The 22,473-nt window shown below is 52.1% G+C and carries 22 protein-coding genes and 6 tRNA genes; 12 read left to right on the forward strand and 16 right to left on the reverse strand.

All coding sequences use genetic code 11. From position 1 onward, the window contains the following. Positions 1-30: 30 nt before the first annotated feature. Together FDW96_RS23550 and ptsJ are read right to left on the reverse strand one after the other, a co-directional pair. Positions 31-747, reverse strand: coding sequence for a type 1 glutamine amidotransferase (locus FDW96_RS23550; protein WP_137349327.1), 717 nt, complete (start codon positions 745-747; stop codon positions 31-33). Between the two features lie 13 nt (positions 748-760). Further along, complete coding sequence (gene ptsJ, locus FDW96_RS23555) at positions 761-2,053, reverse strand: transcriptional regulator PtsJ (RefSeq protein WP_042306936.1); 1,293 nt, start codon at positions 2,051-2,053, stop codon at positions 761-763. Positions 2,054-2,135: 82 nt separating this feature from the next. Here ptsJ and pdxK point away from each other — a divergent pair, with 82 nt between their 5' ends. Together pdxK and FDW96_RS23565 are read left to right on the forward strand one after the other, a co-directional pair. Beyond that, complete coding sequence (gene pdxK, locus FDW96_RS23560) at positions 2,136-3,002, forward strand: pyridoxine/pyridoxal/pyridoxamine kinase (RefSeq protein WP_137366393.1); 867 nt, start codon at positions 2,136-2,138, stop codon at positions 3,000-3,002. Beyond that, complete coding sequence (locus FDW96_RS23565) at positions 2,999-3,238, forward strand: cytoplasmic protein (protein ID WP_137366394.1); 240 nt, start codon at positions 2,999-3,001, stop codon at positions 3,236-3,238. The genes pdxK and FDW96_RS23565 overlap by 4 nt, the downstream gene beginning before the upstream one ends. A gap of 62 nt (positions 3,239-3,300) precedes the next feature. Here FDW96_RS23565 and crr read toward each other — a convergent pair whose 3' ends face one another. From crr to cysZ, 5 genes are all read right to left on the reverse strand, one after another. After that, positions 3,301-3,810, reverse strand: coding sequence for a PTS glucose transporter subunit IIA (gene crr / locus FDW96_RS23570; protein WP_000522253.1), 510 nt, complete (start codon positions 3,808-3,810; stop codon positions 3,301-3,303). 40 nt (positions 3,811-3,850) lie between these two features. Next, positions 3,851-5,578, reverse strand: a complete 1,728-nt coding sequence (ptsI, locus tag FDW96_RS23575) for a phosphoenolpyruvate-protein phosphotransferase PtsI (RefSeq protein WP_003038080.1) — start codon at positions 5,576-5,578, stop codon at positions 3,851-3,853. Between the two features lie 45 nt (positions 5,579-5,623). Beyond that, on the reverse strand, positions 5,624-5,881 hold the full coding sequence (ptsH, locus tag FDW96_RS23580; RefSeq protein WP_002913505.1) for a phosphocarrier protein Hpr: 258 nt from the start codon (positions 5,879-5,881) through the stop codon (positions 5,624-5,626). Positions 5,882-6,264: 383 nt separating this feature from the next. Beyond that, positions 6,265-7,236 carry a cysteine synthase A gene (cysK, locus tag FDW96_RS23585; protein WP_137366395.1) on the reverse strand — a complete coding sequence of 324 codons (972 nt, stop codon included), beginning with the start codon at positions 7,234-7,236 and terminating at the stop codon, positions 6,265-6,267. A 163-nt stretch (positions 7,237-7,399) separates the two neighbouring features. Continuing rightward, entirely contained in the window at positions 7,400-8,161 is a 762-nt protein-coding gene (cysZ, locus tag FDW96_RS23590) for a sulfate transporter CysZ (protein ID WP_137366396.1), read from the reverse strand. A 230-nt stretch (positions 8,162-8,391) separates the two neighbouring features. Between cysZ and zipA the strand changes: the two genes are divergently transcribed. The 3 genes from zipA to FDW96_RS23605 all read left to right on the forward strand — a co-directional run bounded on the left by zipA (position 8,392) and on the right by FDW96_RS23605 (position 11,712). Next, on the forward strand, positions 8,392-9,405 hold the full coding sequence (zipA, locus tag FDW96_RS23595; protein ID WP_042306945.1) for a cell division protein ZipA: 1,014 nt from the start codon (positions 8,392-8,394) through the stop codon (positions 9,403-9,405). Between the two features lie 71 nt (positions 9,406-9,476). Continuing rightward, positions 9,477-11,492: an NAD-dependent DNA ligase LigA gene (gene ligA, locus FDW96_RS23600; RefSeq protein WP_042306947.1), complete on the forward strand. Its 2,016-nt coding sequence runs from the start codon at positions 9,477-9,479 to the stop codon at positions 11,490-11,492. A gap of 1 nt (position 11,493) precedes the next feature. Continuing rightward, entirely contained in the window at positions 11,494-11,712 is a 219-nt protein-coding gene (locus FDW96_RS23605) for a DUF3820 family protein (protein ID WP_003038102.1), read from the forward strand. On the opposite strand, the gene FDW96_RS23610 is transcribed toward FDW96_RS23605, so the two are convergent. Beyond that, on the reverse strand, positions 11,709-12,707 hold the full coding sequence (locus FDW96_RS23610) for a bile acid:sodium symporter family protein (protein ID WP_042306950.1): 999 nt from the start codon (positions 12,705-12,707) through the stop codon (positions 11,709-11,711). The genes FDW96_RS23605 and FDW96_RS23610 overlap by 4 nt on opposite strands. An 89-nt stretch (positions 12,708-12,796) precedes the next feature. On the opposite strand from FDW96_RS23610, the gene FDW96_RS23615 reads away from it, so the two are divergent. After that, positions 12,797-13,723, forward strand: a complete 927-nt coding sequence (locus tag FDW96_RS23615; RefSeq protein ID WP_042306952.1) for a LysR family transcriptional regulator — start codon at positions 12,797-12,799, stop codon at positions 13,721-13,723. Here the strand turns inward: FDW96_RS23615 and FDW96_RS23620 are convergent. Then, entirely contained in the window at positions 13,714-14,055 is a 342-nt protein-coding gene (locus FDW96_RS23620; RefSeq protein ID WP_137366397.1) for a FlxA-like family protein, read from the reverse strand. The two genes, FDW96_RS23615 and FDW96_RS23620, sit on opposite strands and share 10 nt — an antisense overlap. 290 nt (positions 14,056-14,345) lie before the next feature. Between FDW96_RS23620 and xapA the strand changes: the two genes are divergently transcribed. From xapA to FDW96_RS23635, 3 genes are all read left to right on the forward strand, one after another. Beyond that, positions 14,346-15,179: a xanthosine phosphorylase gene (xapA, locus tag FDW96_RS23625; protein ID WP_042306955.1), complete on the forward strand. Its 834-nt coding sequence runs from the start codon at positions 14,346-14,348 to the stop codon at positions 15,177-15,179. Positions 15,180-15,236: 57 nt separating this feature from the next. Then, complete coding sequence (locus tag FDW96_RS23630) at positions 15,237-16,493, forward strand: nucleoside permease (RefSeq protein ID WP_079223232.1); 1,257 nt, start codon at positions 15,237-15,239, stop codon at positions 16,491-16,493. 101 nt (positions 16,494-16,594) lie between these two features. Continuing rightward, entirely contained in the window at positions 16,595-17,479 is an 885-nt protein-coding gene (locus tag FDW96_RS23635) for a LysR family transcriptional regulator (protein ID WP_137366398.1), read from the forward strand. 149 nt (positions 17,480-17,628) lie between these two features. Here the strand turns inward: FDW96_RS23635 and FDW96_RS23640 are convergent. The 4 genes from FDW96_RS23640 to FDW96_RS23655 all read right to left on the reverse strand — a co-directional run bounded on the left by FDW96_RS23640 (position 17,629) and on the right by FDW96_RS23655 (position 18,028). Then, positions 17,629-17,704, reverse strand: a tRNA-Lys gene (locus FDW96_RS23640). A gap of 4 nt (positions 17,705-17,708) precedes the next feature. Beyond that, positions 17,709-17,784: transfer RNA gene (locus tag FDW96_RS23645), tRNA-Val, on the reverse strand. A 46-nt stretch (positions 17,785-17,830) separates the two neighbouring features. Continuing rightward, positions 17,831-17,906, reverse strand: a tRNA-Val gene (locus FDW96_RS23650). Between the two features lie 46 nt (positions 17,907-17,952). After that, positions 17,953-18,028: transfer RNA gene (locus FDW96_RS23655), tRNA-Val, on the reverse strand. A gap of 258 nt (positions 18,029-18,286) precedes the next feature. On the opposite strand from FDW96_RS23655, the gene gltX reads away from it, so the two are divergent. After that, entirely contained in the window at positions 18,287-19,702 is a 1,416-nt protein-coding gene (gene gltX / locus FDW96_RS23660) for a glutamate--tRNA ligase (protein ID WP_038642458.1), read from the forward strand. 55 nt (positions 19,703-19,757) lie between these two features. Here the strand turns inward: gltX and FDW96_RS23665 are convergent, their stop codons facing one another. Together FDW96_RS23665 and FDW96_RS23670 are read right to left on the reverse strand one after the other, a co-directional pair. Next, complete coding sequence (locus tag FDW96_RS23665; protein WP_079223236.1) at positions 19,758-20,150, reverse strand: YfeC-like transcriptional regulator; 393 nt, start codon at positions 20,148-20,150, stop codon at positions 19,758-19,760. A gap of 1 nt (position 20,151) precedes the next feature. Then, complete coding sequence (locus FDW96_RS23670) at positions 20,152-20,514, reverse strand: YfeC-like transcriptional regulator (RefSeq protein WP_003028277.1); 363 nt, start codon at positions 20,512-20,514, stop codon at positions 20,152-20,154. 221 nt (positions 20,515-20,735) lie between these two features. Between FDW96_RS23670 and FDW96_RS23675 the strand changes: the two genes are divergently transcribed. Together FDW96_RS23675 and FDW96_RS23680 are read left to right on the forward strand one after the other, a co-directional pair. Continuing rightward, positions 20,736-20,811, forward strand: a tRNA-Ala gene (locus FDW96_RS23675). Between the two features lie 42 nt (positions 20,812-20,853). Beyond that, a tRNA-Ala gene (locus FDW96_RS23680) sits at positions 20,854-20,929 on the forward strand. A 146-nt stretch (positions 20,930-21,075) separates the two neighbouring features. On the opposite strand, the gene nupC is transcribed toward FDW96_RS23680, so the two are convergent. After that, positions 21,076-22,278, reverse strand: coding sequence for a nucleoside permease NupC (gene nupC, locus FDW96_RS23685; protein WP_042306965.1), 1,203 nt, complete (start codon positions 22,276-22,278; stop codon positions 21,076-21,078). Between the last annotated feature and the right edge of the window lie 195 nt (positions 22,279-22,473).

The raw sequence follows: 22,473 nt of genomic DNA on the forward strand, positions 1-22,473 counted from the left end.
CCGGATATTGTTTTATCCGGCCAGGGATGATTAATCGTTACGTTTTTCCACCAGCTTATCCAGGAATTGCCACAGCTTCTCATTCATTTGCTGGTAGTCCCAGGCGCGCATCTCTTCAACCGGGCGGATGAAGCGTTTCCCTTCGGCTTCAGCCAACTCTTGCTCTGAGTGCTGAATTAATCCTTCAATCGCGTCAGCTGTGAACTCCATATGGCACTGGAAACCATAGACGAAATTACCGTATTGCACGATTTGTCGCGGACAGCCCTCACTGGTAGCAAGAATTATCGCCTGGTCGGTTAACCCCGGCATGTCGTTGTGCCAGTGACCGACGATAAGCGATGAGCCGAAATTGCTGAACAACGGGTGCTGTTGGCCTGCCTCGGTCAGGACGATTGGGTAGTGCCCAATCTCTTTTTCCGGGCTTTGACACACCTTCGCGCCCAGCGCTTCGCCAATTAACTGCGAACCCAAACAGATCCCCACCACGATTTTTCTTGCCGAAATCGCCTGGTTAATCAGATGCTGCTCAGCCTGAGAGTCAAAGTATGGGCACTCTTCCTGCGTGGTGCGGGGCGACTGCGGGCCACCAAAGACGACCAGCATATCGAAACCATCGGCATTGGCGGGAACTGTTTCTCCAGCGTATACGCGTGACCAGGTGATGGTATAGCCGCGCGATTCGGCCCACGGCAGGTACGCGCCAGCAGATTCAAAAGACTCATGAATAACAAAATGAACTCGCACTTTTTGTCTCCTGTTAGCGCTTTAGCGCCTGATGAATATCAACCGCCAGCTTATCAATGTCGCTGTCTTCTAATGTTGACAGCGTAATGCGTAAACCGTGTGCAGGCGTATTGACGCCGAACACTTCGCCTTCGCGAACCAGCCAGCCGGACTTTGCCAGCGCAAAAGCGATCTCCTGACTGTGATCTGCCAGCGGTAACCACAGATTCAGACCGTCACCGACGGGCAGTTCAATGCCATGTTGGCGCAGAGCCGTATTCAGCTTTTGCTGCTGGACGGCGTAAAACTGCTGCGTTTGTGCCAGCGTGTGTTGATATGTCTCGTCACTCAGGCACGCGCAGGCTAAATCCTGCAGCAGATGGCTGACCCACTGACTGCCGGAGTTGAGCCGTAAACGCAGTTTCCCGGATGTGACGGGATCGCTGGCTACGATAGCCAGGCGTAAATCCGGGCCTAAGGTTTTCGACATCGAACGGACAATCGCCCAGTGTACAGTTTCCTGCGCAATCACCGGATACCAGCGGCAAGCGGACAGCAGCGCAAAGTGGTCGTCGACGATCACCAGCGTTTGCGGATAGCGAGCCAGGATTTCCTGTAATTGCGCCGCGCGGGATGCGCTCAGACTGCATCCTGTCGGGTTATGAGCGCGCGGGGTCAGAATCACCGCCCGCGCGCCTTTCTGTAATGCGCATTCCAGCATGGCGGGTTGCATGCCTTCACTGTCGACGTTAACTGGACTGGCGGTAAATCCGGCATAGCGCAGCATGTTGATGCTACTCAAAAAGCACGGATCTTCTACAGCCACGCTATCGCCGGGCAGTAAATGGGCGCATAGCAGCCGCTCAATGGCATCGATGGCGCCGCTGGTGATATCAATTTCCCCCTGACCCGGTATCGCATCCTGTATCCATTGCGTGGCCCAGCTCTTGAGTCCTGGGGAGACGGCCGCATCACCATACAAACGCGGATCCTTATTTATCTTCGCGAAATAACTACTCAGGTCAGGAAGCCGTGAGGGCGCTGGATTACCGCCGGAAAGATCGATGAGTGGAGTATCTGGGTTACCACCTTCCAGCGCAACGGGGGCAGTAATCCCCTTAATCACCGTGCCGTTGCGTCCCAGACTCTGTGCCAACCCGGAGGTGACCAGACGTTTGTAAGCCGCCGCGACAGTATTGCGGTTCACGTTTAATTCCGTTGCCAGTTCCCGCACTGGCGGCAACGTTTCTCCTGCTGCCAGCGTGCCTGTAGCAACATGTTGACGGATACTGTCAAAAATTTCGTTAGCGGTTTTTCCGTCGATCATTATTGACCTATGACAAAATGAATTTTAGCATATGACGATAATAATGAGGCGTAAGCGCGCTGTCCAGCGAGAGGAGAAATTTATGGAGCAGGAGAGTGATATTCAGTCAGTGCTCTTCGACGACAAGCATCGGGCATTACAGACCGATATCGTCGCCGTCCAGTCACAGGTGGTATATGGCAGCGTAGGCAACAGCATCGCTGTGCCGGCCATTAAAGCGCAGGGATTACGCGTGACGGCAGTACCCACGGTACTGTTCAGTAACACCCCGCATTATGAAACCTTTTATGGCGGCGTTATTCCGCCCGAATGGTTTAGCGGCTATCTCCGCGCCTTAAGCGAACGTGATGCCTTGCGCGAGCTAAAGGCGGTGACGACAGGGTACATGGGCAGCGCGGAGCAAATCGCCTTGCTGGCACAATGGCTGGAAACCGTTCGGGCCACGCATCCGGACCTGTGCATTTTGGTTGACCCCGTGATTGGCGATACGGATAGCGGTATGTATGTTAAAGCCGAAATCCCGGAGGCTTATCGTCAGCACCTGCTGCCGTTGGCGCAGGGGCTGACGCCGAACGTGTTCGAGCTGCAAATGCTGAGCGGCAAGCCGTGCCGTACGCTTGATGAAGCAATCGCAGCGGCAAAATCTCTGCTTAGCGACACGCTGAAATGGGTGGTGATCACCAGCGCGCCGGGTGATAGCGAAGAAGTTATTAATGTGGCGGTAGTGACGGCTGAAACGGTTGAGGTGTTCGCTCACCCGCGGGTGAAGACGGATTTAAAAGGCACCGGCGATCTGTTCTGTGCTGAACTGGCGAGCGGCATTGTGCTGGGGAAAGCGCTGACTACGGCGGCATACGATGCCGCGCAGCGCGTGCTGGACGTCATGAGCTGGACGCATCAGTGCGGTTGTGATGAATTAATTCTGCCACCGGCAGGGGAGGCACGATGAAGAGTTATCGGCTGGTGGTACGCCAGCATGGACGTTTAATCGGGCATTTTGATACCAGCGGGACAGAGGCGCTGGAAGATATTTGCGTAGCGCGGGCGATGTTTGGTATTGCGGGTGGGTATGATTGTGAACTGCTGGTGTCTGATTCCGAAAGGCGGATGCTGGAAAGCGGGCCGGAAGGGATGAAAATTCTGATGCGCGAGGCGTGTTATCGGCCGATGACCTCACAAATTTAACGCCGCCATCCGTTAGATAAAAAAATGGCGCCATCTGGCGCCATTCTTCTCTGCGGCAAGAATTACTTCTTGATGCGGATAACCGGAGTTTCACCCACGGTCACGCTACCGGACAGTTTGATCAGCTCTTTGATTTCGTCCATGTTGGAGATAACAACCGGAGTCAGGGTAGACTTGGCTTTTTCTTCCAGCAGCGGCAGATCGAATTCAATAACCGGGTCGCCCACTTTAACGCGCTGACCTTCTTCAGCGATACGCTTGAAGCCTTCGCCTTTCAGTTCAACGGTATCAATACCGAAGTGAACAAACAGCTCAATGCCGCTGTCGGATTCGATAGAGAAAGCGTGGTTGGTTTCAAAGATTTTGCCGATGGTGCCATCAACAGGGGCGACCATTTTATTACCGGTTGGTTTGATAGCGATGCCATCACCAACGATTTTTTCAGCAAAAACTACATCCGGCACGTCTTCGATGTTGACGATCTCGCCAGAGAGCGGAGCAACAATCTCAATAGTTCCGGTGTCTTTCTTATCATCAGAAACCAGAGATTTCAGTTTATCGAACAAACCCATGATCTTCTCCTAAGCAGTAAATTGGGCCGCATCTCGTGGATTAGCAGATTGTTTTTTCTTCAATGAACTTGTTAACCAGCGTCATTAACTCGTCCGTTGTCGGTTGAGCAAGAGCCTGCTCTGCTAACACCTTCGCATCTTCGAAGTTCGTGTTACGGATAATCTTCTTAATGCGCGGGATAGAAATGGCGCTCATAGAGAATTCGTCCAGACCCATCCCCAGCAACAGAAGTGTAGCACGTTCGTCGCCTGCAAGCTCACCACACATGCCAGTCCATTTGCCTTCAGCATGAGAAGCATCAATAACCTGCTTGATCAGCGTCAGCACAGATGGCGACATCGGTTGGTAAAGGTGTGAAATCATATCATTACCACGGTCAACTGCCAGGGTGTACTGCGTTAAATCATTGGTGCCGATACTAAAGAAATCAACTTCTTTGGCTAAATGACGCGCAATTGTTGCCGCAGCCGGTGTTTCCACCATCACGCCAATCTCAATGCTTTCGTCAAAAGCTTTACCTTCGTCGCGCAGTTCCTGTTTGTAGATTTCAATCTCTTTGCGCAGCGCACGCACTTCTTCAACAGAGATGATCATCGGGAACATGATGCGCAGTTTACCGAAAGCAGAGGCACGCAGGATAGCGCGAACCTGGTCACGCAGGATCTCTTTACGATCCATGGCGATACGCACGGCGCGCCAGCCCAGGAACGGGTTCTCTTCTTTCGGGAAGTTCATGTACGGCAGCTCTTTATCGCCGCCGATGTCCATGGTACGGACGATGACCGCCTGAGAGCCACAGGCTTCCGCCACGGCTTTATACGCAGCGAACTGTTCTTCTTCAGTCGGCAGCGATTCACGGTCCATGAACAGGAATTCGGTGCGGTACAGACCAACACCTTCAGCGCCGTTACGCTCAGCGCCTTCAACGTCACGAACGGTACCGATGTTGGCGCAAACTTCAACCTGATGTCCGTCCAGCGTGATAGCCGGCAGATCTTTCAGTTTTGCGAGTTCCGCTTTCTCGGTCGCAACCTGCTCCTGAACGGCACGCAGTTGCTCAATAACGTCGTTGGTCGGATTGACGTAAACCTGGTTGTTTACGGCATCCAGAATCAGATAATCGTCGTTTTTCACCTGAGAGGTGACGCTACCCGTACCGACGATGGCAGGCAGTTCCAGGGAACGCGCCATAATGGAGGTGTGGGAAGTACGTCCACCCGCGTCAGTGATGAAACCCAGTACCTTGTTCAGGTTTAGCTGTGCGGTTTCAGACGGGGTCAGGTCTGCGGCAACCAGGATAACTTCTTCCTGGATAGCGCTCAGGTCAATAATTGCCAGACCCAGAATGTTACGCAGCAGGCGTTTACCGATGTCACGTACGTCAGCCGCACGTTCTTTCAGGTATTCATCATCCAGCTCTTCCAGGGCTGTGGCCTGACCTTCGATAACTTCATGCGCAGCTGCATCAGCCGTCATGTGCTTATCTTTAATCAGGGCTATGATTTCCTGCTCCAGCTCCTCATCTTCGAGCAGCATGATATGCCCTTCAAAGATGGCTTCTTTTTCTTCACCGAACGTTTCACCAGCTTTGGTTTTGATCGCTTCCAGTTGCGCAGATGCCTTGGCACGACCGCTCAGAAAACGTTCAACTTCCTGATCAACCTTGTCGGCAGAAATTTTTTTCCGGTCAATGACGATTTCGTCTTCTTTCAGCAGCAATGCTTTGCCGAAAGCGATACCCGGGGATGCTAAAATGCCTGAAATCATAACCCTACCTTACTTGTGACTGATATTTAAAAGAACTCGTTGAACTTACTCGAGTTCAGCCATCAGTTTTACCAGATGCTCAACTGCTTTCTGCTCGTCTTCACCTTCTGCGGACAGGGTGACAACGGTACCCTGAGTCAGGCCCAGAGTCTGCAGTTTAAACAGGCTTTTGGCGCTAGCGCTTTTGCCGTTGGAAGTCACAGTAATTTCAGAAGTAAAACCTTTTGCTTCTTTAACAAACTGAGCAGCAGGGCGAGTATGCAGACCGTTCGGAGCGGTAATGGTAACTTCTTGCTGGAACATTATATTTCCCCAACTTATAGGTTTAGTGTTGTGGAACTAAAGTCTAGCCTGGCGGCTCAACTTTAGCCTGTATTGTTAGCATCGGCGTAAACTGGACGCGACACAAAAGGAGTTCGGTGCAATCCGTTGCTGGCAACTTCTTGCCGCTGACGTTTCGTTCGTCATTAAACATTATGCAGCGAAAGGAAGAGTTGAACCAAATCATAAAATCGATTCAGCTAGCGCTTTTCCTGTAACGATTAATTTCGCGCATCAAAATAATTAGCTTGGTTAAATACCAGTTCCGGCGGGTTGAATCAATGCCAGGAGAGTTGAAACTTTGAAGCAGGCCACAAAAAAGCACCCAAAAGGGTGCTTTTTTACGCGTTTTTAACATGCTGGCATTACTGTTGCAGTTCTTTCTCAGTGAAGAGATCGGCAAACAGTGCAGTGCTCAGATAACGCTCACCCGATGACGGTAGAATAACCACTATATTCTTATTGGTAAAGGTTTCATCTTCCTGGAGCTTAAGCGCGGCAGCAACCGCGGCACCGGAAGAGATCCCCGCCAGAATACCTTCTTCTTCCATCAGGCGACGCGCGGTAGAAATAGCTTCATCGTTGGTAATAGCAACGACTTTATCGATAAGCTTCAGATCAAGGTTACCTGGAATGAAGCCTGCGCCGATACCCTGAATTTTATGCGGGCCTGGTTTGAGTTCTTCGCCCGCCAGGGCCTGGGCGATAACCGGTGAGTCGGTCGGTTCTACCGCGACGGTCATCAGATCCGTTTTACCTTTGGTGCCTTTAATGTAACGAGTAACGCCAGTCAGCGTACCGCCGGTGCCGACGCCGGAAATAAAGACATCAACCTGGCCATCGGTATCTTCCCAGATTTCCGGGCCGGTGGTTTTTTCGTGGATTTCCGGGTTGGCCGGGTTGCTGAACTGCTGCAGCAGCAGGAATTTTTCCGGATCGCTGGCCACAATTTCTTCCGCTTTCTGGATCGCGCCCTTCATCCCTTTTGCGCCTTCGGTCAGCACCAGATTCGCGCCCAGCGCTTTTAACAGCTTGCGGCGCTCAATGCTCATGGTTTCCGGCATGGTCAGAGTCAGTTTGTAACCACGGGCGGCGGCAACGTAGGCCAGAGCAATCCCGGTATTACCGCTGGTCGGTTCAACCAGCTCAACGCCCGGTTTCAGCACCCCACGTTTTTCGGCATCCCAAATCATATTGGCACCGATGCGGCATTTGACGCTAAAGCTCGGGTTACGTGATTCCACCTTCGCCAGAATGCGTCCGTTACCGATACGGTTCAGTCGAACCAGCGGCGTATGACCGATAGTCAGCGAGTTGTCTTCAAAAATCTTACTCATGGCCTGTCCTTAACTGTATGAAATTGGGATACCGCTTCAGCATACCTGTTGAGAAAGTATGGGGAAGTAAGGAAATCGCATATCTATATGCTGATGGGAAATAATGCCTTGCAGTATGGAATAAGAGCGGGCATAAGCCAGCCCGCTTTTACACATTTTTGCATTACTTCCATAACGCGTGCTTAGCACGATAGCAGTCTACCCACATCGCCGTGGCGCCACAAACTGCCACCGGCATAATGAACAGATTCAGCACCGGAATCATGGTGAACAGGCTGGTCAACGCGCCAAACTGCATATTGGTCACTTTACGCGTACGCAGCGCGACGCGCATTTCCTTAAAGGGAACCTTATGGTTATCAAACGGATAATCGCAATACTGAATGGCCAACATCCATGCGCTGAACAGGAACCACAGCACCGGGGCGACGGTCTGTCCAATGCCGGGAATAAAATAGAGGATCAGCAATACAAAAGCGCGCGGGAGATACCACGCCAGCTTTTGCCATTCACGCTTCATAATGCGTGGAACGTCTTTCATGATGCCGAGAACGCCAGTGTCGGGTGGCGTTGCGCCCGTTAAGCGTGCTTCAAGTTGTTCTGCCAGTAAACCGTTAAACGGTGCGGCAATCCAGTTGGCAACGGTGGAGAACAGGTAGCCGAACACTAACAGTACGGAAATAGTGACAATTGGCCACAGCAAATAGCTGAGCCACTGCAGCCAGTCTGGAACGTGGCTCATCAATGCGGGGATCCAGCTATCGAGTTGGGTAAATAACCACCAGAACGCGCCGCCCATCAACAGGATATTCACCAGCAAAGGCAGAATAACAAACCGACGAATGCCCGGTTGGGAGATGAGCTTCCATCCCTGAGAAAAGTAATAAAGGCCGCTGCGAGGTACAACTGCAGATGATGAAACCATGGTCAGGACATACTCCTTGTTATATAAGCTCTGGTAAACCTGGTGTATCTTACCGGGTTGTTGAGCGTTAAGCTGTTCGGAAATGTTCGAAAAAACAGCAAAAAGCACAATTTTGTTCATCTTTATGCCGTGAAAGCCAAGAGTGCACTTGCACTTGGCGTAATCGACAAATACTCTTAGTGAGTAAATGTTTGCCGTGGTGGCAAGGTGTTAGAACAACAGAGAATATAATGATGCAGGATTTGCGTCTGATATTAATCATTGTTGGCGCGATCGCCATAATCGCTTTACTGGTACATGGTTTTTGGACTAGCCGTAAAGAGCGGTCTTCTATATTCCGCGATCGCCCACTGAAACGCATGAAGTCTAAACGTGAAGACGAGGATTCGTTCGACGACAACGTCGAGGAAGACGAAGGCGTGGGCGAAGTTCGCGTTCATCGTGTGAATCATGCTCCCGGTAACGCGCAGGAACATGGTGTTCCTCCTCAGTCGCCGCAACACCAGTACCAGCCGCCTTATGCGTCTGCTCAGCCGCGTCCAACCGCGCAGCAGCCTGCACAAGAGCCGGTACCGCCGCCGCATGTTCAGCAGCCGCCTCAGCCTGTTCAACCGCAACAGCCTGTGCAACATCAGCCTGTTCAGCCGCAACCGGTGCAACAGCCGGTGCAGCATCAGCCTGTTGCCCCTCAGGTTCAGCAGCCGGTGCAGCAGGCTCCGCAACCTGCGCCACAAACCTTCCAGCCAGCAGAGCCTGTCGTTGAACATCAACCGCAGCCTGAGCCGGTAGTTGAAGAAGCGCCTGTTGCAGAAAAACCGCAGCGTAAAGAAGCGGTCATCATTATGAACGTTGCGGCCCACCATGGTAGCGAGCTCAACGGTGATGTGCTGCTTAACAGCATTCAGCAAGCCGGTTTTAAATTTGGCGATATGAATATTTTCCATCGCCATTTGAGCCCGGATGGTAGTGGTCCGTCGCTGTTCAGTCTTGCCAACATGGTTAATCCTGGGACGTTTGACCCGGAGATGACGGGCGACTTCAGCACGCCTGGCGTGACTATTTTTATGCAGGTTCCGTCCTATGGCGACGAGCTGCAAAACTTTAAGCTGATGCTGCAGTCCGCGCAGCACATTGCTGATGAAGTTGGCGGTGTGGTGCTCGACGATCAACGTCGTATGATGACGCCGCAGAAACTGCGCGAATATCAGGACCGCATCCGCGAAGTTAAAGAATCTCACGCCTGATTTACTTCTGGCGTGACATCTCCTTGCTAAACCCCCGCCTGTCGGGGGTTTTTTATCATTGATGGTGCGATATGGAATCAATCGAACAACAACTGACAGAACTGCGAACCACGCTTCGCCATCATGAGTATCTCTACCATGTGATGGACGCGCCGGAAATTCCCGATGCGGAATATGATCGTCTGATGCGCGAACTGCGCGAGCTGGAAGCGCTGCACCCGGACCTGGTTACCCCTGACTCGCCAACCCAACGCGTTGGCGCCGCTCCGTTGTCGGCGTTCAGCCAGATTCGCCATGAAGTGCCAATGCTGTCGCTGGATAACGTGTTTGATGAGGAGAGTTTTCTCGCCTTCAACAAGCGCGTGCAGGACCGACTGAAGAGCACCGATAAGCTGACCTGGTGCTGTGAACTGAAACTGGACGGCCTGGCGGTCAGTATCCTGTATGAAAACGGCGTGCTGGTCAGCGCCGCAACGCGCGGTGATGGCACCACGGGGGAGGACATTACCTCTAACGTGCGCACTATCCGCGCGATCCCGTTAAAACTGCGTGGCGAAAATATTCCCGCCCGTCTGGAAGTGCGCGGGGAAGTGTTCCTGCCACAGGCCGGATTTGAAAAAATTAATGAAGAAGCCCGCCGCACTGGCAATAAAGTGTTTGCTAACCCGCGCAACGCGGCAGCCGGGTCATTACGTCAGCTTGATCCACGTATCACGGCGAAGCGACCGCTTACTTTCTTCTGCTATGGCGTTGGTGTGCTGGAAGGCGGCGTGCTGCCTGATACTCACCTCGGCCGTCTGCTGCAATTTAAAGAGTGGGGACTGCCGGTAAGCGACAGGGTAGCGCTGTGTGACTCACCGGAGGAAGTACTCGCTTACTATCACAAGGTTGAAGAAGACCGACCGACGTTGGGCTTCGATATTGACGGTGTGGTGATTAAAGTCAACTCCATGGCGTTGCAGGAACAACTGGGCTTTGTCGCTCGCGCGCCGCGCTGGGCAGTGGCTTTTAAGTTTCCGGCGCAGGAGCAGATGACCTTTGTACGCGAGGTTGAGTTTCAGGTCGGACGTACCGGGGCGATTACGCCCGTCGCTCGTCTTGAGCCGGTTCAGGTTGCCGGGGTTCTGGTCAGTAACGCCACTCTGCATAATGCCGATGAAATCGATCGTCTGGGGTTGCGTATTGGCGATAAAGTCGTTATTCGCCGGGCGGGCGATGTGATCCCGCAGGTCGTCAACGTGGTGCTTTCCGAGCGCCCGGAAGAGACGCGTGAAATCGTGTTTCCACAGCATTGTCCGGTGTGCGGGTCTGATGTTGAACGTGTGGAAGGCGAAGCGGTCGCTCGCTGTACCGGTGGCCTGATTTGCGGGGCACAGCGTAAGGAATCGCTGAAACATTTCGTTTCCCGCCGTGCGCTCGACGTTGACGGTATGGGCGACAAAATTATCGATCAACTGGTCGAGAAAGAGTATGTCCATACGCCAGCAGATCTCTTCACCTTGACGGCAGGCAAGCTGACCGGGCTCGATCGGATGGGGCCGAAGTCGGCGCAAAACGTGGTGAATGCGCTGGAAAAAGCGAAAGAAACGACGTTTGCCCGTTTCCTCTACGCGCTGGGCATTCGTGAAGTCGGCGAGGCCACAGCCGCAGGTCTGGCGGCGTATTTCGGCACGCTTGAAGCGCTGGAAGCGGCCTCTATTGACGAGCTGCAAAAAGTGCCGGATGTCGGCATTGTGGTGGCGACGCACGTGTTTAATTTCTTTGCCGAAGAGAGCAACCGCGAGGTGATAGGCCAGTTACTGGCGCAGGGCATTCACTGGCCCGCGCCAGTGGTTATCAACGCTGAGGAAATCGACAGCCCCTTCGCGGGCAAAACGGTGGTGCTGACCGGAAGCCTGAGCCTGATGTCGCGTGATGACGCCAAAGCACGGTTGACCGAACTGGGCGCGAAAGTGGCCGGTAGCGTGTCGAAGAAAACCGATCTGGTTATTGCCGGCGAAGCGGCGGGTTCGAAACTGGCAAAAGCGCAGGAACTCGGTATTAGCGTGATTGATGAAGCTGAAATGATCCGCTTACTGGGTGCCTGAGATGGAAAAAGAGCAGCTGGTTGAAATCGCCAACACCGTGATGCCCTTTGGCAAATATAAGGGGCGTCGGCTGATTGATGTCCCGGAAGAGTATCTGCTGTGGTTTGCCCGTAAGGATGAATTCCCGCCGGGTAAACTGGGCGAGCTGATGCAAATCACGCTGCTGATTAAAACTGAGGGGCTGACGCAACTGGTGCAGCCCCTGAAACGCCCGCTTTAAGCTTTTGCGGCGGGGCTTTTCTGCTGCGCCTGCAATGCGTCCGTCTGTTGCTTGTAGCGACGGGCCAATACGGCGCAGACCATCAGCTGAATTTGATGGAAGATCATCAACGGCAGCACCATCATGCCAATCACCGAAGTCGGGAACAGAATATTTGCCATTGGGATCCCATTCGCCAGGCTCTTTTTCGAACCGCAGAAGACAATGGTGATTTCATCGGCTTTATTGAAGCCGCATTTCCGGGCAACAAAGACGTTTATGCCAATCACAATTGCCAGCAGAACGATGCTGACCACGCTGATAAAAAGCAGTGAGCCAATTCCTACTTTGTGCCAGATCCCGTTAACGACGGCTTCGCTAAAGGCGGAGTACACCACCAGTAAAATGGAGGATTGGTCCGTTTTGGCGATCCATTTTTTATGTCGTGATACCCAGTTACCAATCCATGGACGCGAAAGATGTCCCAACACGAATGGCAGCAGCAGTTGCAGCATAATTTTCCCCACCTGCTCCAGGCTGCCTTCCGCGCCGTGCATATTCATCACCAGGCCTACCAGCAGTGGTGAAAGGAAAATACCCAGCAGGCTGGAGGCCGAAGCGGAGCACACGGCGGCGGCGACGTTACCTCCGGCCAGCGATGTAAAGGCGATGGCCGACTGCACCGTGGCCGGCAAAATACACAGATACAGGAAACCGGAATACAGCATCGGGTCAACATTGACCGGTGCCCACCACGCGAACAGAACACCCAATACCGGGAAGACGACGAAAGTGCTGCACATGACCCACAGATGCAAACGCCAGTGGCTACCACCGGCAATAATGGCCTCACGCGACAGCTTTGCCCCGTGCATAAAAAACAGCAGGGCAATGGCGGCGGTGGTTAAGCCTTCAAAAAAAGGGACAAAACCGCCCTCGGCCGGGAAAAAGGAAGCCAGTAAAACGACGGTAATTAGCGTTATCGTGAACGGATCAAGAATACGAAATAGTTTCATAAAAGCTCCTGAAATTCGGTAGGAACATTTTGCGTTTTTCCGTTTGAGAAATAAAATTGATTTATTGCATCCATATATGAATCGAATAGATGAATTACTCTCTGCGTCAGCTCCGTATTTTTGTTACCGTCGCTCAGGCTAAAAGTTTTAGCCGGGCGGGGGATATCATTGGCTTAAGCCAGTCGGCAGTCAGCCATAGCGTTAAAGAGCTGGAAGGGCAGACGGGCGTCCGATTATTAGATAGAACAACGCGAGAAGTGGTACTGACAGAAGCCGGGCATCAGTTGGCGGCACGACTGGAGCGTATTCTGGATGAACTGCACAGCACCCTGCGTGAAGCAGGCCAGGTGGGGACACAGTTAACCGGAACGGTGCGCGTTGCCGCCAGCCAGACGATCTCCGCGCACCTGATTCCACAGTGTATTGCCCAGAGTAATCAGCTTTATCCTGCGATCGATTTTGTGCTGCACGACAGGCCACAGCAGTGGGTGCTGGAAAGCATTCGCCAGGGAGAAGTCGATTTTGGCATTGTGATTGATCCTGGTGCTGTGACCGATCTGCAGTGTGAAGCCGTACTGTCCGAACCTTTCCTGTTGCTGTGTCGGCAGGATCATCCGTTAGCCCAGCGGGAATGGGTAAACTGGCAGGATCTCTATCATGAGCGTCTGGTGCTACAGGATTACGCTTCCGGCAGTCGACCGCTGATCGATGCGGCGCTGGCCCACTTTTCGATTGATGCCAATATTGTTCAGGAGATTGGTCACCCGGCTACGTTGTTTCCGATGGTAGAGGCGGGCATTGGTATCAGCGTACTGCCCGCGCTGGCGCTTCCTCTGCCACAGGGCAGCCATTTGCAGGTAAAACGCCTGACGCCGGTTGTGGAACGACAATTGATGCTGGCACGACGTAAAAATCGTTCTTTATCGACTGCAGCCCAGGCGCTGTGGGACGTAGTGCGGATGCAGGCCAGTGAATTAACCGCCGGTCGTGCCCGAGATCCGTTGTATCAGATATAAATATCGACCTGATGTTGGCCGGTAGCATTGTTGACGCCCTCAGCTTTTCTTTGATCGGCGCTTTGCTTTTGCTGTGACTCCTCGGCCTGCTGGCGCAACAATTGAGCCAGCTGTGCTTGTAACATCTTGATTTGAGTCTGAATAAGCTCTTGCTGCTCGCGTTTCTGCTCAACACTGCCACTGCTATTGGGGATATCTTTGAGCTGCTGGGTTAGCTTGGTTATCTTTTGGGTGATTTGTGCAATCTGTGCGGAGATGTCATTCTCGGCTGATGCTTTTCCACCGCCGCTACTGCTTTGAACAGTTGGGGTGGAAACGTTGATAGTTGTCATACGGATTCCTCGTGCCATAAAACATGAGTATCGGCATCAGCGAACAGAACTTCAGCGACAATACGGCCGAGTGGAGTTTAATCATTAAAATCCCAAACCTTCATGTATCTGTATTCCTGTGCCATTTCTGGCTCGAAAATAATGTGATTTCAAGCTAATTTAGTGCAACTCATCGATACAGATTTACTATCGCTTATCGGGATAAACGGTATTGGTAATCGATTGCGTAGTCCCGCTATAACAGTCCGGTACGCGATGTTATTTCGATTACTCAGTATTAAGGATATCTCATGAGCCACTCTCTTTTCTCGCAAAATCCCTGGTACAGCGCCGATATTATTCGTAGCTATAAGCCGGATTTCACTCCACGTGTCGCTTTTATTCTTGGCTCAGGCCTGGGCGCGTTGGCGGATCAAATTGAGGATGCGGTGGCCATCTCTTACGAGAAACTTCCCGGGTTCCCGGTGAGCACCGTTCACGGTCATGCCGGTGAACTTGTGCTGGGAAATCTGGCGGGCGTACCGGTGGCCTGTATGAAAGGTCGCGGGCATTTTTATGAAGGGCGCGGTATGACGGTGATGACCGATGCCATTCGCACACTGAAGCTGCTGGGCTGTGAACTGTTATTTTGTACTAATGCCGCAGGCTCCCTCCGCCCTGAAGTTGGGCCAGGTAGTCTGGTTGCGCTTAGCGATCACATCAATACGATGCCTGGTACACCGATGGTGGGACTTAACGATGAGCGTTTTGGCGAGCGATTCTTTTCGCTGGCGAATGCCTATGATGCTGAATATCGTGCAATCCTACAAACCGTTGCCGCAGAAGAAGGTTTCCCGCTGAGCGAAGGCGTATTTGTCTCTTATCCGGGGCCAAATTTTGAAACCGCGGCAGAAATTCGCATGATGCAAATCATTGGTGGCGATGTGGTGGGGATGTCGGTGGTGCCTGAAGTTATCTCTGCACGCCACTGCGGTCTGAAAGTGGTTGCGGTCGCAGCTATCACTAACCTGGCTGAAGGGTTGGGCGATGTGAAATTATCTCACGCGCAGACGCTGGCGGCAGCTGAACTTTCTCGGCAGAATTTTATCAATCTGATCTGCGGCTTTTTGCGCAAACTGGCCTGAATAATTAGAAAATGACCCCGCTTGCGGGGTCTTACTTTTTTGGCAAGGAACGGGAAAATGGGTATCGCATCTCGCTTAAAGCTCATGTCGTTTTTGCAATATTTCATCTGGGGAAGCTGGCTGGTCACCCTGGGTTCTTACATGATTAATACCCTTGATTTTACCGGCGCGAATGTGGGTATGGTCTACAGTTCAAAAGGGCTGGCGGCGATAATCATGCCGGGCATTATGGGGATCATCGCCGATAAATGGCTACGCGCCGAACGCGCCTATATGCTTTGTCATCTGGTCTGCGCGGGTGTGTTGCTATACGCCACCACCGTTACCGATCCCCAGACGATGTTTTGGGTGATGTTGGTTAACGCGATGGCATATATGCCGACGATTGCGTTATCGAACAGCGTCTCATACTCATGCCTTGCACAATCGGGTCAGGATCCGGTCACCGCTTTCCCCCCCATTCGCGTGTTTGGCACTATAGGGTTTATTGTGGCCATGTGGACGGTGAGCCTGATGGGACTGGAGCTGAGCAGTGCGCAACTGTATATCGCTTCAGGCGCATCGTTATTGCTGGCGCTGTATGCATTGACGTTGCCGAAAATTCCGGTTGCAGAGAAGAAAGCGAACACAACGCTTGCCAGCAAGCTTGGGCTGGATGCTTTTGTTTTGTTTAAAAATCCACGCATGGCTATCTTCTTTTTGTTTGCGATGATGTTGGGGGCGGTACTGCAAATCACTAATGTTTTCGGCAATCCGTTCCTGCATGATTTTGCCCGTAATCCTGAGTTTGCCGACAGTTTTGTGGTGAAGTATCCCTCTATCCTGCTTTCAGTTTCGCAGATGGCGGAAGTGGGCTTTATCCTCACCATCCCGTTCTTCCTCAAACGCTTTGGTATTAAAACGGTAATGCTAATGAGCATGCTGGCGTGGATGCTGCGCTTTGGTTTTTTTGCCTTTGGCGATCCGTCCCCGGTCGGCTTTGTTATGCTGCTGATGTCGATGATTGTCTACGGTTGCGCGTTTGATTTCTTCAATATTTCAGGATCGGTGTTTGTAGAGCAGGAAGTGAGTTCTAACATTCGCGCCAGTGCGCAGGGGCTATTTATGACGATGGTCAACGGCGTGGGCGCTTGGGTGGGTTCAATCCTGAGCGGGATGGCGGTAGATTACTTCTCTGTCGATGGCGTTAAGGATTGGCAAACCATCTGGCTGGTGTTTGCCGCGTATGCGTTAGCACTTGCGGTTATCTTTGCGTTGTTCTTCAAATATAAACATGACCCTGAACGGCGGGTGCAGAAATCACTGGCACATTAACGTGACATTAGCGGCGGGGTCCTGATACCTGCCGTTTCATGTTCGGCGCTGCGATGTGGTAACTTTGCGCATTATCCTTTGTCCTCAGGAGCGCATTATCCATGGAACGCACGCACCGTATCGATCTGAAGTTACTGCGTTATTTTCTTGCTGTCGCAGAAGAACTGCATTTTGGACGCGCTGCTGCTCGCCTGAATATGTCGCAACCACCGCTCAGTACGCATATTAAAGAGCTGGAACAACAGCTCGGCACTTTGCTATTTATCCGACATTCTCGCAGTGTAGCCTTAACTCACGCCGGAAAAATTTTGATGGAAGAGTCGCGCCGATTGCTATCCAGTGCGAATCAGGCGCTGGTGAGAGTCGAGCAGATTGGTCGCGGCGAGGCGGGGCGGATTGAGCTTGGTGTTATCGGGACGGCGATGTGGGGGAAAATGCGCCCCGTGATGCGGCGTTTCTTAAAAGATAACCCTAACGTTGAGGTGCTGTTTCGCGAGAACATGCCTGCAATGCAGATGACGATGCTGGAACGACGTGAACTGGATGCGGGAATTTGGCGGATGGCCACTGAGCCTTCTCCTGGATTTACCAGCCTGCGTTTGCACGAATCCTCTTTTCTGGTGGCGATGCCAGAAGAGCATCCCCTGGCTGAACTTGCCGCGATACCATTGGAAGCGTTGCGGAACGAATATTTTGTCACAATGCCGTCCATTCATACCGACTGGGCATTTTTACAGCGCGTTTGCCAAAGCGCCGGATTTTCGCCAATGATTATTCGCGAGGTGAAGGAGCCGCAAACGGTGTTGGCGATGATCAGTATGGGGGTTGGAATTACGTTGATTGCAGACAGTTATGCGCAGATGAGCTGGCCGGGTGTGGTGTTCCGTCCGTTAGAGGAACGTATTCCGGCAGATTTGTATATTGTGTATGACCAGCAACAGGCGACGCCAGCACTGGAGAAACTGGTGGCAGCGTTAACGGTATGATGACTGTGCCGGATGGCGACTAAAGTCTTATCCGGCCTACGTGTCAGGCCGTCTGTAGGCCTGATAAGCGCAGTGCATCAGGCAAGCAGATTCTGAATCGTTGAATTTTGCGCATAGCAAAAAGGCGCCTTTAGGGCGCCTTTTTACATTGGTGGGTCGTGCAGGATTCGAACCTGCGACCAATTGATTAAAAGTCAACTGCTCTACCAACTGAGCTAACGACCCGAAGTGGTGGGTGATGACGGGATCGAACCGCCGACCCCCTCCTTGTAAGGGAGGTGCTCTCCCAGCTGAGCTAATCACCCACTTCGGTACTTCACATTTTAACAAGAAATCCAGCTGGCGAGAAAGTGGTGGGTGATGACGGGATCGAACCGCCGACCCCCTCCTTGTAAGGGAGGTGCTCTCCCAGCTGAGCTAATCACCCACTTCTCAATTTCTTGTTTTACACGGCGGAGACTACATAAAGTAGTTGGTGGGTGATGACGGGTTCGAACCGCCGACCCCCTCCTTGTAAGGGAGGTGCTCTCCCAGCTGAGCTAATCACCCCCGCTGTGTGGAGTCGCATTATAGGGAGAGTTGAAAATGAGTCAACGCATTTTCTAAAGAAATTGTTCGTTCGTCGTAAATTTAAACAAAACGATCGCAAAACAATCCATGCAGCATGATTTGTATACGAAAATGGCAAAGCGTGATGTTCCAACCCGATCAACATTGAGGAATCAGACCACAGTGATAGAATACGAGCCTGATAATCTTCCCTGGATTTGCCGGTTGTCGGCATCTTTATAAACGTAAGGCCATTTCATGAAAATCAAAACTCGCTTCGCGCCAAGCCCGACAGGTTACCTGCACGTCGGCGGTGCGCGTACTGCTCTTTATTCCTGGCTTTTTGCACGTAACCATGGCGGTGAGTTTGTGCTGCGTATTGAAGACACCGATCTCGAACGCTCCACGCCGGAAGCTATTGAAGCCATTATGGATGGTATGAACTGGCTGAATCTGGAATGGGATGAAGGCCCGTACTTCCAGACCAAACGTTTTGATCGCTACAACGCTGTTATTGATGAAATGCTGGAAGCAGGCACCGCATATAAGTGCTACTGCTCCAAAGAGCGCCTGGATGCGCTGCGCGAAGAGCAGATGGCGAACGGTGAGAAGCCGCGTTACGACGGCCGCTGCCGCCATGGTCATGAGCACCATGCCGCCGACGAGCCGTGCGTGGTGCGTTTTGCCAACCCGCAGGACGGTTCCGTTATTTTTGACGATCAGATCCGTGGGCCGATCGAATTCAGCAACCAGGAGCTGGACGATCTGATCATCCGCCGTACCGACGGTTCCCCGACCTACAACTTCTGTGTGGTGGTCGACGACTGGGATATGGAAATTACCCACGTTATTCGTGGCGAAGACCATATCAACAACACCCCGCGTCAGATCAACATCCTGAAAGCGCTGAACGCGCCAGTGCCGGTTTACGCGCACGTGTCGATGATCAACGGCGACGACGGTAAAAAACTCTCTAAACGTCACGGAGCGGTCAGCGTGATGCAGTACCGCGATGACGGCTACCTGCCGGAAGCGCTGCTGAACTATCTGGTACGCCTGGGCTGGTCCAGCGGCGATCAGGAAATCTTCACCCGTGAAGAGATGATTAAACTGTTCTCCCTCGGTGCGGTGAGCAAGTCTGCGAGTGCGTTCAACACTGAAAAACTGCAGTGGTTGAACCATCACTACATTAATGCGCTGGCGCCGGAATATGTGGCAACGCATCTGCAATGGCACATTGAGCAGGAAAATATCGATACCCGCGTTGGGCCTCAACTGTCTGAGCTGGTGAAACTGCTGGGCGAGCGTTGTAAGACTCTGAAAGAGATGGCGCAGAGCTGCCGCTACTTCTACGAAGACTTTGCTGAGTTCGATGCTGACGCGGCGAAGAAACACCTGCGCCCGGTTGCGCGTCAGCCTCTGGAAGTGGTTCGCGACAAACTGGCCGCCATTACCGAGTGGACGGCAGAAAACGTCCACCACGCGATTCAGGCAACCGCTGATGAGCTGGAAGTGGGCATGGGTAAAGTTGGGATGCCGCTGCGTGTCGCGGTAACCGGCGCGGGTCAGTCCCCGGCGTTAGACGTCACGGTGCATGCGATTGGCAAATCCCGCAGCGTTGAGCGTATTAACAAAGCGCTGGCGTTTATTGCAGAGCGTGAAAGTCAGCAGTAATTCAGGCTGATTGATGACACAACGGCAGGATGCACTCCTGCCGTTTTTTTATCCGTTATTCAGACTCATCAATCCCCAGACGGATAAGGAAATTACGAATCCCTTCGCGCGAGATATACATCGCCAGCTTTTCTTGTTCCGTTGGAGACATATTGTCCAGCGCGCTAATTATCTGGCGGCAGGCATGGCTGCGCACTACATGGGTGTATTCTGCCAGCGGCTCTTCAGCCTGATAAACCTCAGGAACTTTGCGAAAAGCGGGAATGTTGAGCAGAAACGTGCGGACGCCGGAGTCGATATGAATAAGTCTTGCACGACCACCTTTAACACCGGGAAATTTTTCGGTGGTCCAGTTTTGTTCTCTGACCCAACGATTGACGGTTTGTTTGGCGACCCCAAGACATTCCGCTAGTTCTTCGGTCGTCATTTTGCTGCGTAATTTTTTCATATTATTTGTTATCGCGGATCCCTAAGCGTTGTAATAAACCCGTAATGCCTTCACGCAGGATCAGTGACGTAAACATTTTCTGTTCTGACGGTGTCATCTCTTTGGCGAGCCTAATCAGCAGAGCTTCAATAGAGGTATCGCCGGATAACGATAAGTTATCTGATAAACCTTCGGCTGAACGCTCGGCGCTGCGAATGTATTCACGAACTTGTTCGGTGACGTGAACCAGACGGGCTTTACCGCCCTGAACGCCTGGTTTTGGTGATGTAGCCCAACCTTCCTTGCGCACCCATTTATTGATGGTCTGTCGGCTGTATCCGGTCAGATTAGCAAGCTCTTCTGGCGTCATCCGTTCCTTGAACATAACGATTCCCTGAATAGTCGTGGGGTTAATTAGTGGTTCATTTTATAGCACCATTTTAGTAGAAACCGTGACGCGTTTAACTACTGAATGCGAGTTGTTACGCAATGTTCTTCATTTGACTGCTTTTTCAGCGATTGAATTCTATGAGCTAATTTTGCCGTTGACACACGCGAAGGGAATTCATATGATGCCGCCCGTCAACTCGACAAGCTTTACGTGACGGGGCTATAGCTCAGCTGGGAGAGCGCTTGCATGGCATGCAAGAGGTCAGCGGTTCGATCCCGCTTAGCTCCACCAAATTTAATCCCAATGAATTTGGTATGTACGTAAAAGCATCGTGGGGCTATAGCTCAGCTGGGAGAGCGCTTGCATGGCATGCAAGAGGTCAGCGGTTCGATCCCGCTTAGCTCCACCAAAATTTAAACCCTCGCTGAAAAGCGGGGGTTTTTTGTTTCTGCATCCTGCCAGTTCTCACTCTCTGTCTCTTTGGTTTGCTGAATAGCAGACATAAAAAAACCGGGGAAATCTCCCCGGTCTTGTCACAATTACGTTGCCTGACGCTTACAGCACCAGAGCTGCAATGGACGCGGACAGTACGCTCACCAGCGTAGAGCCGTATACCAGCTTCAGACCAAAGCGGGACACCACGTTACCTTGCTCTTCGTTCAGGCCTTTAATCGCACCGGCGATAATCCCGATAGAAGAGAAGTTAGCGAAGGAGACCAGGAACACAGAGATGATGCCTTCGGCGCGTGGAGAGAGCGTAGAGGCGATTTTCTGCAGATCCATCATCGCGACGAATTCGTTAGAAACCAGTTTGGTTGCCATGATACTGCCCACCTGCAGCGCTTCGCTGGACGGCACACCCATCACCCATGCAACAGGGTAGAAGATGTAGCCCAGGATGCCCTGGAAGGAGATGCTGTAGCCAAACCAACCGGTTACGGTAGCGAACAGGGCGTTCAGGGCGGCGATCAGCGCAATGAAACCAATCAGCATGGCTGCAACGATAATGGCTACTTTGAAACCTGCCAGGATGTATTCACCCAGCATTTCGAAGAAGCTCTGACCTTCGTGCAGGTTAGACATCTGAATATTTTCTTCGCTGGCATCAACGGTGTAGGGGTTGATCAGCGACAGCACGATGAAGGTGCTGAACATGTTCAGAACCAGCGCAGCAACCACGTACTTCGGCTCCAGCATGGTCATATATGCGCCGACGATAGACATGGAAACCGTCGACATCGCTGTGGCAGCCATGGTGTACATACGGTTGCGGGACATTTTGCCGAGAATATCTTTATAGGCGATAAAGTTCTCGGACTGACCCAGGATCAGGGAGCTGACGGCGTTGAAGGATTCCAGCTTGCCCATACCGTTGACTTTGGATAACAGGAAACCAATCGCGCGAATAACAACCGGTAGAACACGGATGTGCTGCAAAATACCGATCAGCGCGGAAATGAAGACGATCGGGCAAAGCACTTTCAGGAAGAAGAATGCCAGGCCTTTGTCGTTCATGCTGCCGAAGACAAAGTTTGTCCCTTCATTAGCGAAGCCGAGCAGTTTTTCAAACATCTCGGAGAAGCCTCTCACGAAGCCCAGACCGACATCAGAGTTCAGGAAGAACCATGCCAGTAACACTTCAATAACAAGCAGTTGAATAACATAACGAATGCGGATTTTTTTACGGTCACTGCTTACCAGCAGTGCGAGTACCGCAACCACGGCAAGGGCCAGGACAAAATGAAGAACGCGGTCCATATTTGCTCCAAATATGAGGCAGGTTTAGTTTTCGTGCACATTCTATGTAACAACCATAAAGAAAACGAGATCAAACACACACTATAATAAGGACCTGTGACGAGATTCAAAATTAGTGATCGGTGATACACTTCCGTTATGTTGAGTAGGGAAGTGAAAAGTTATGTCATTGTGCTAATCTCATAACAATAATCA

Origin of the sequence: Citrobacter sp. TBCS-15, from assembly GCF_005280815.1 — a bacterium.
Classification (GTDB): Bacteria; Pseudomonadota; Gammaproteobacteria; order Enterobacterales; family Enterobacteriaceae; genus Citrobacter; species Citrobacter werkmanii.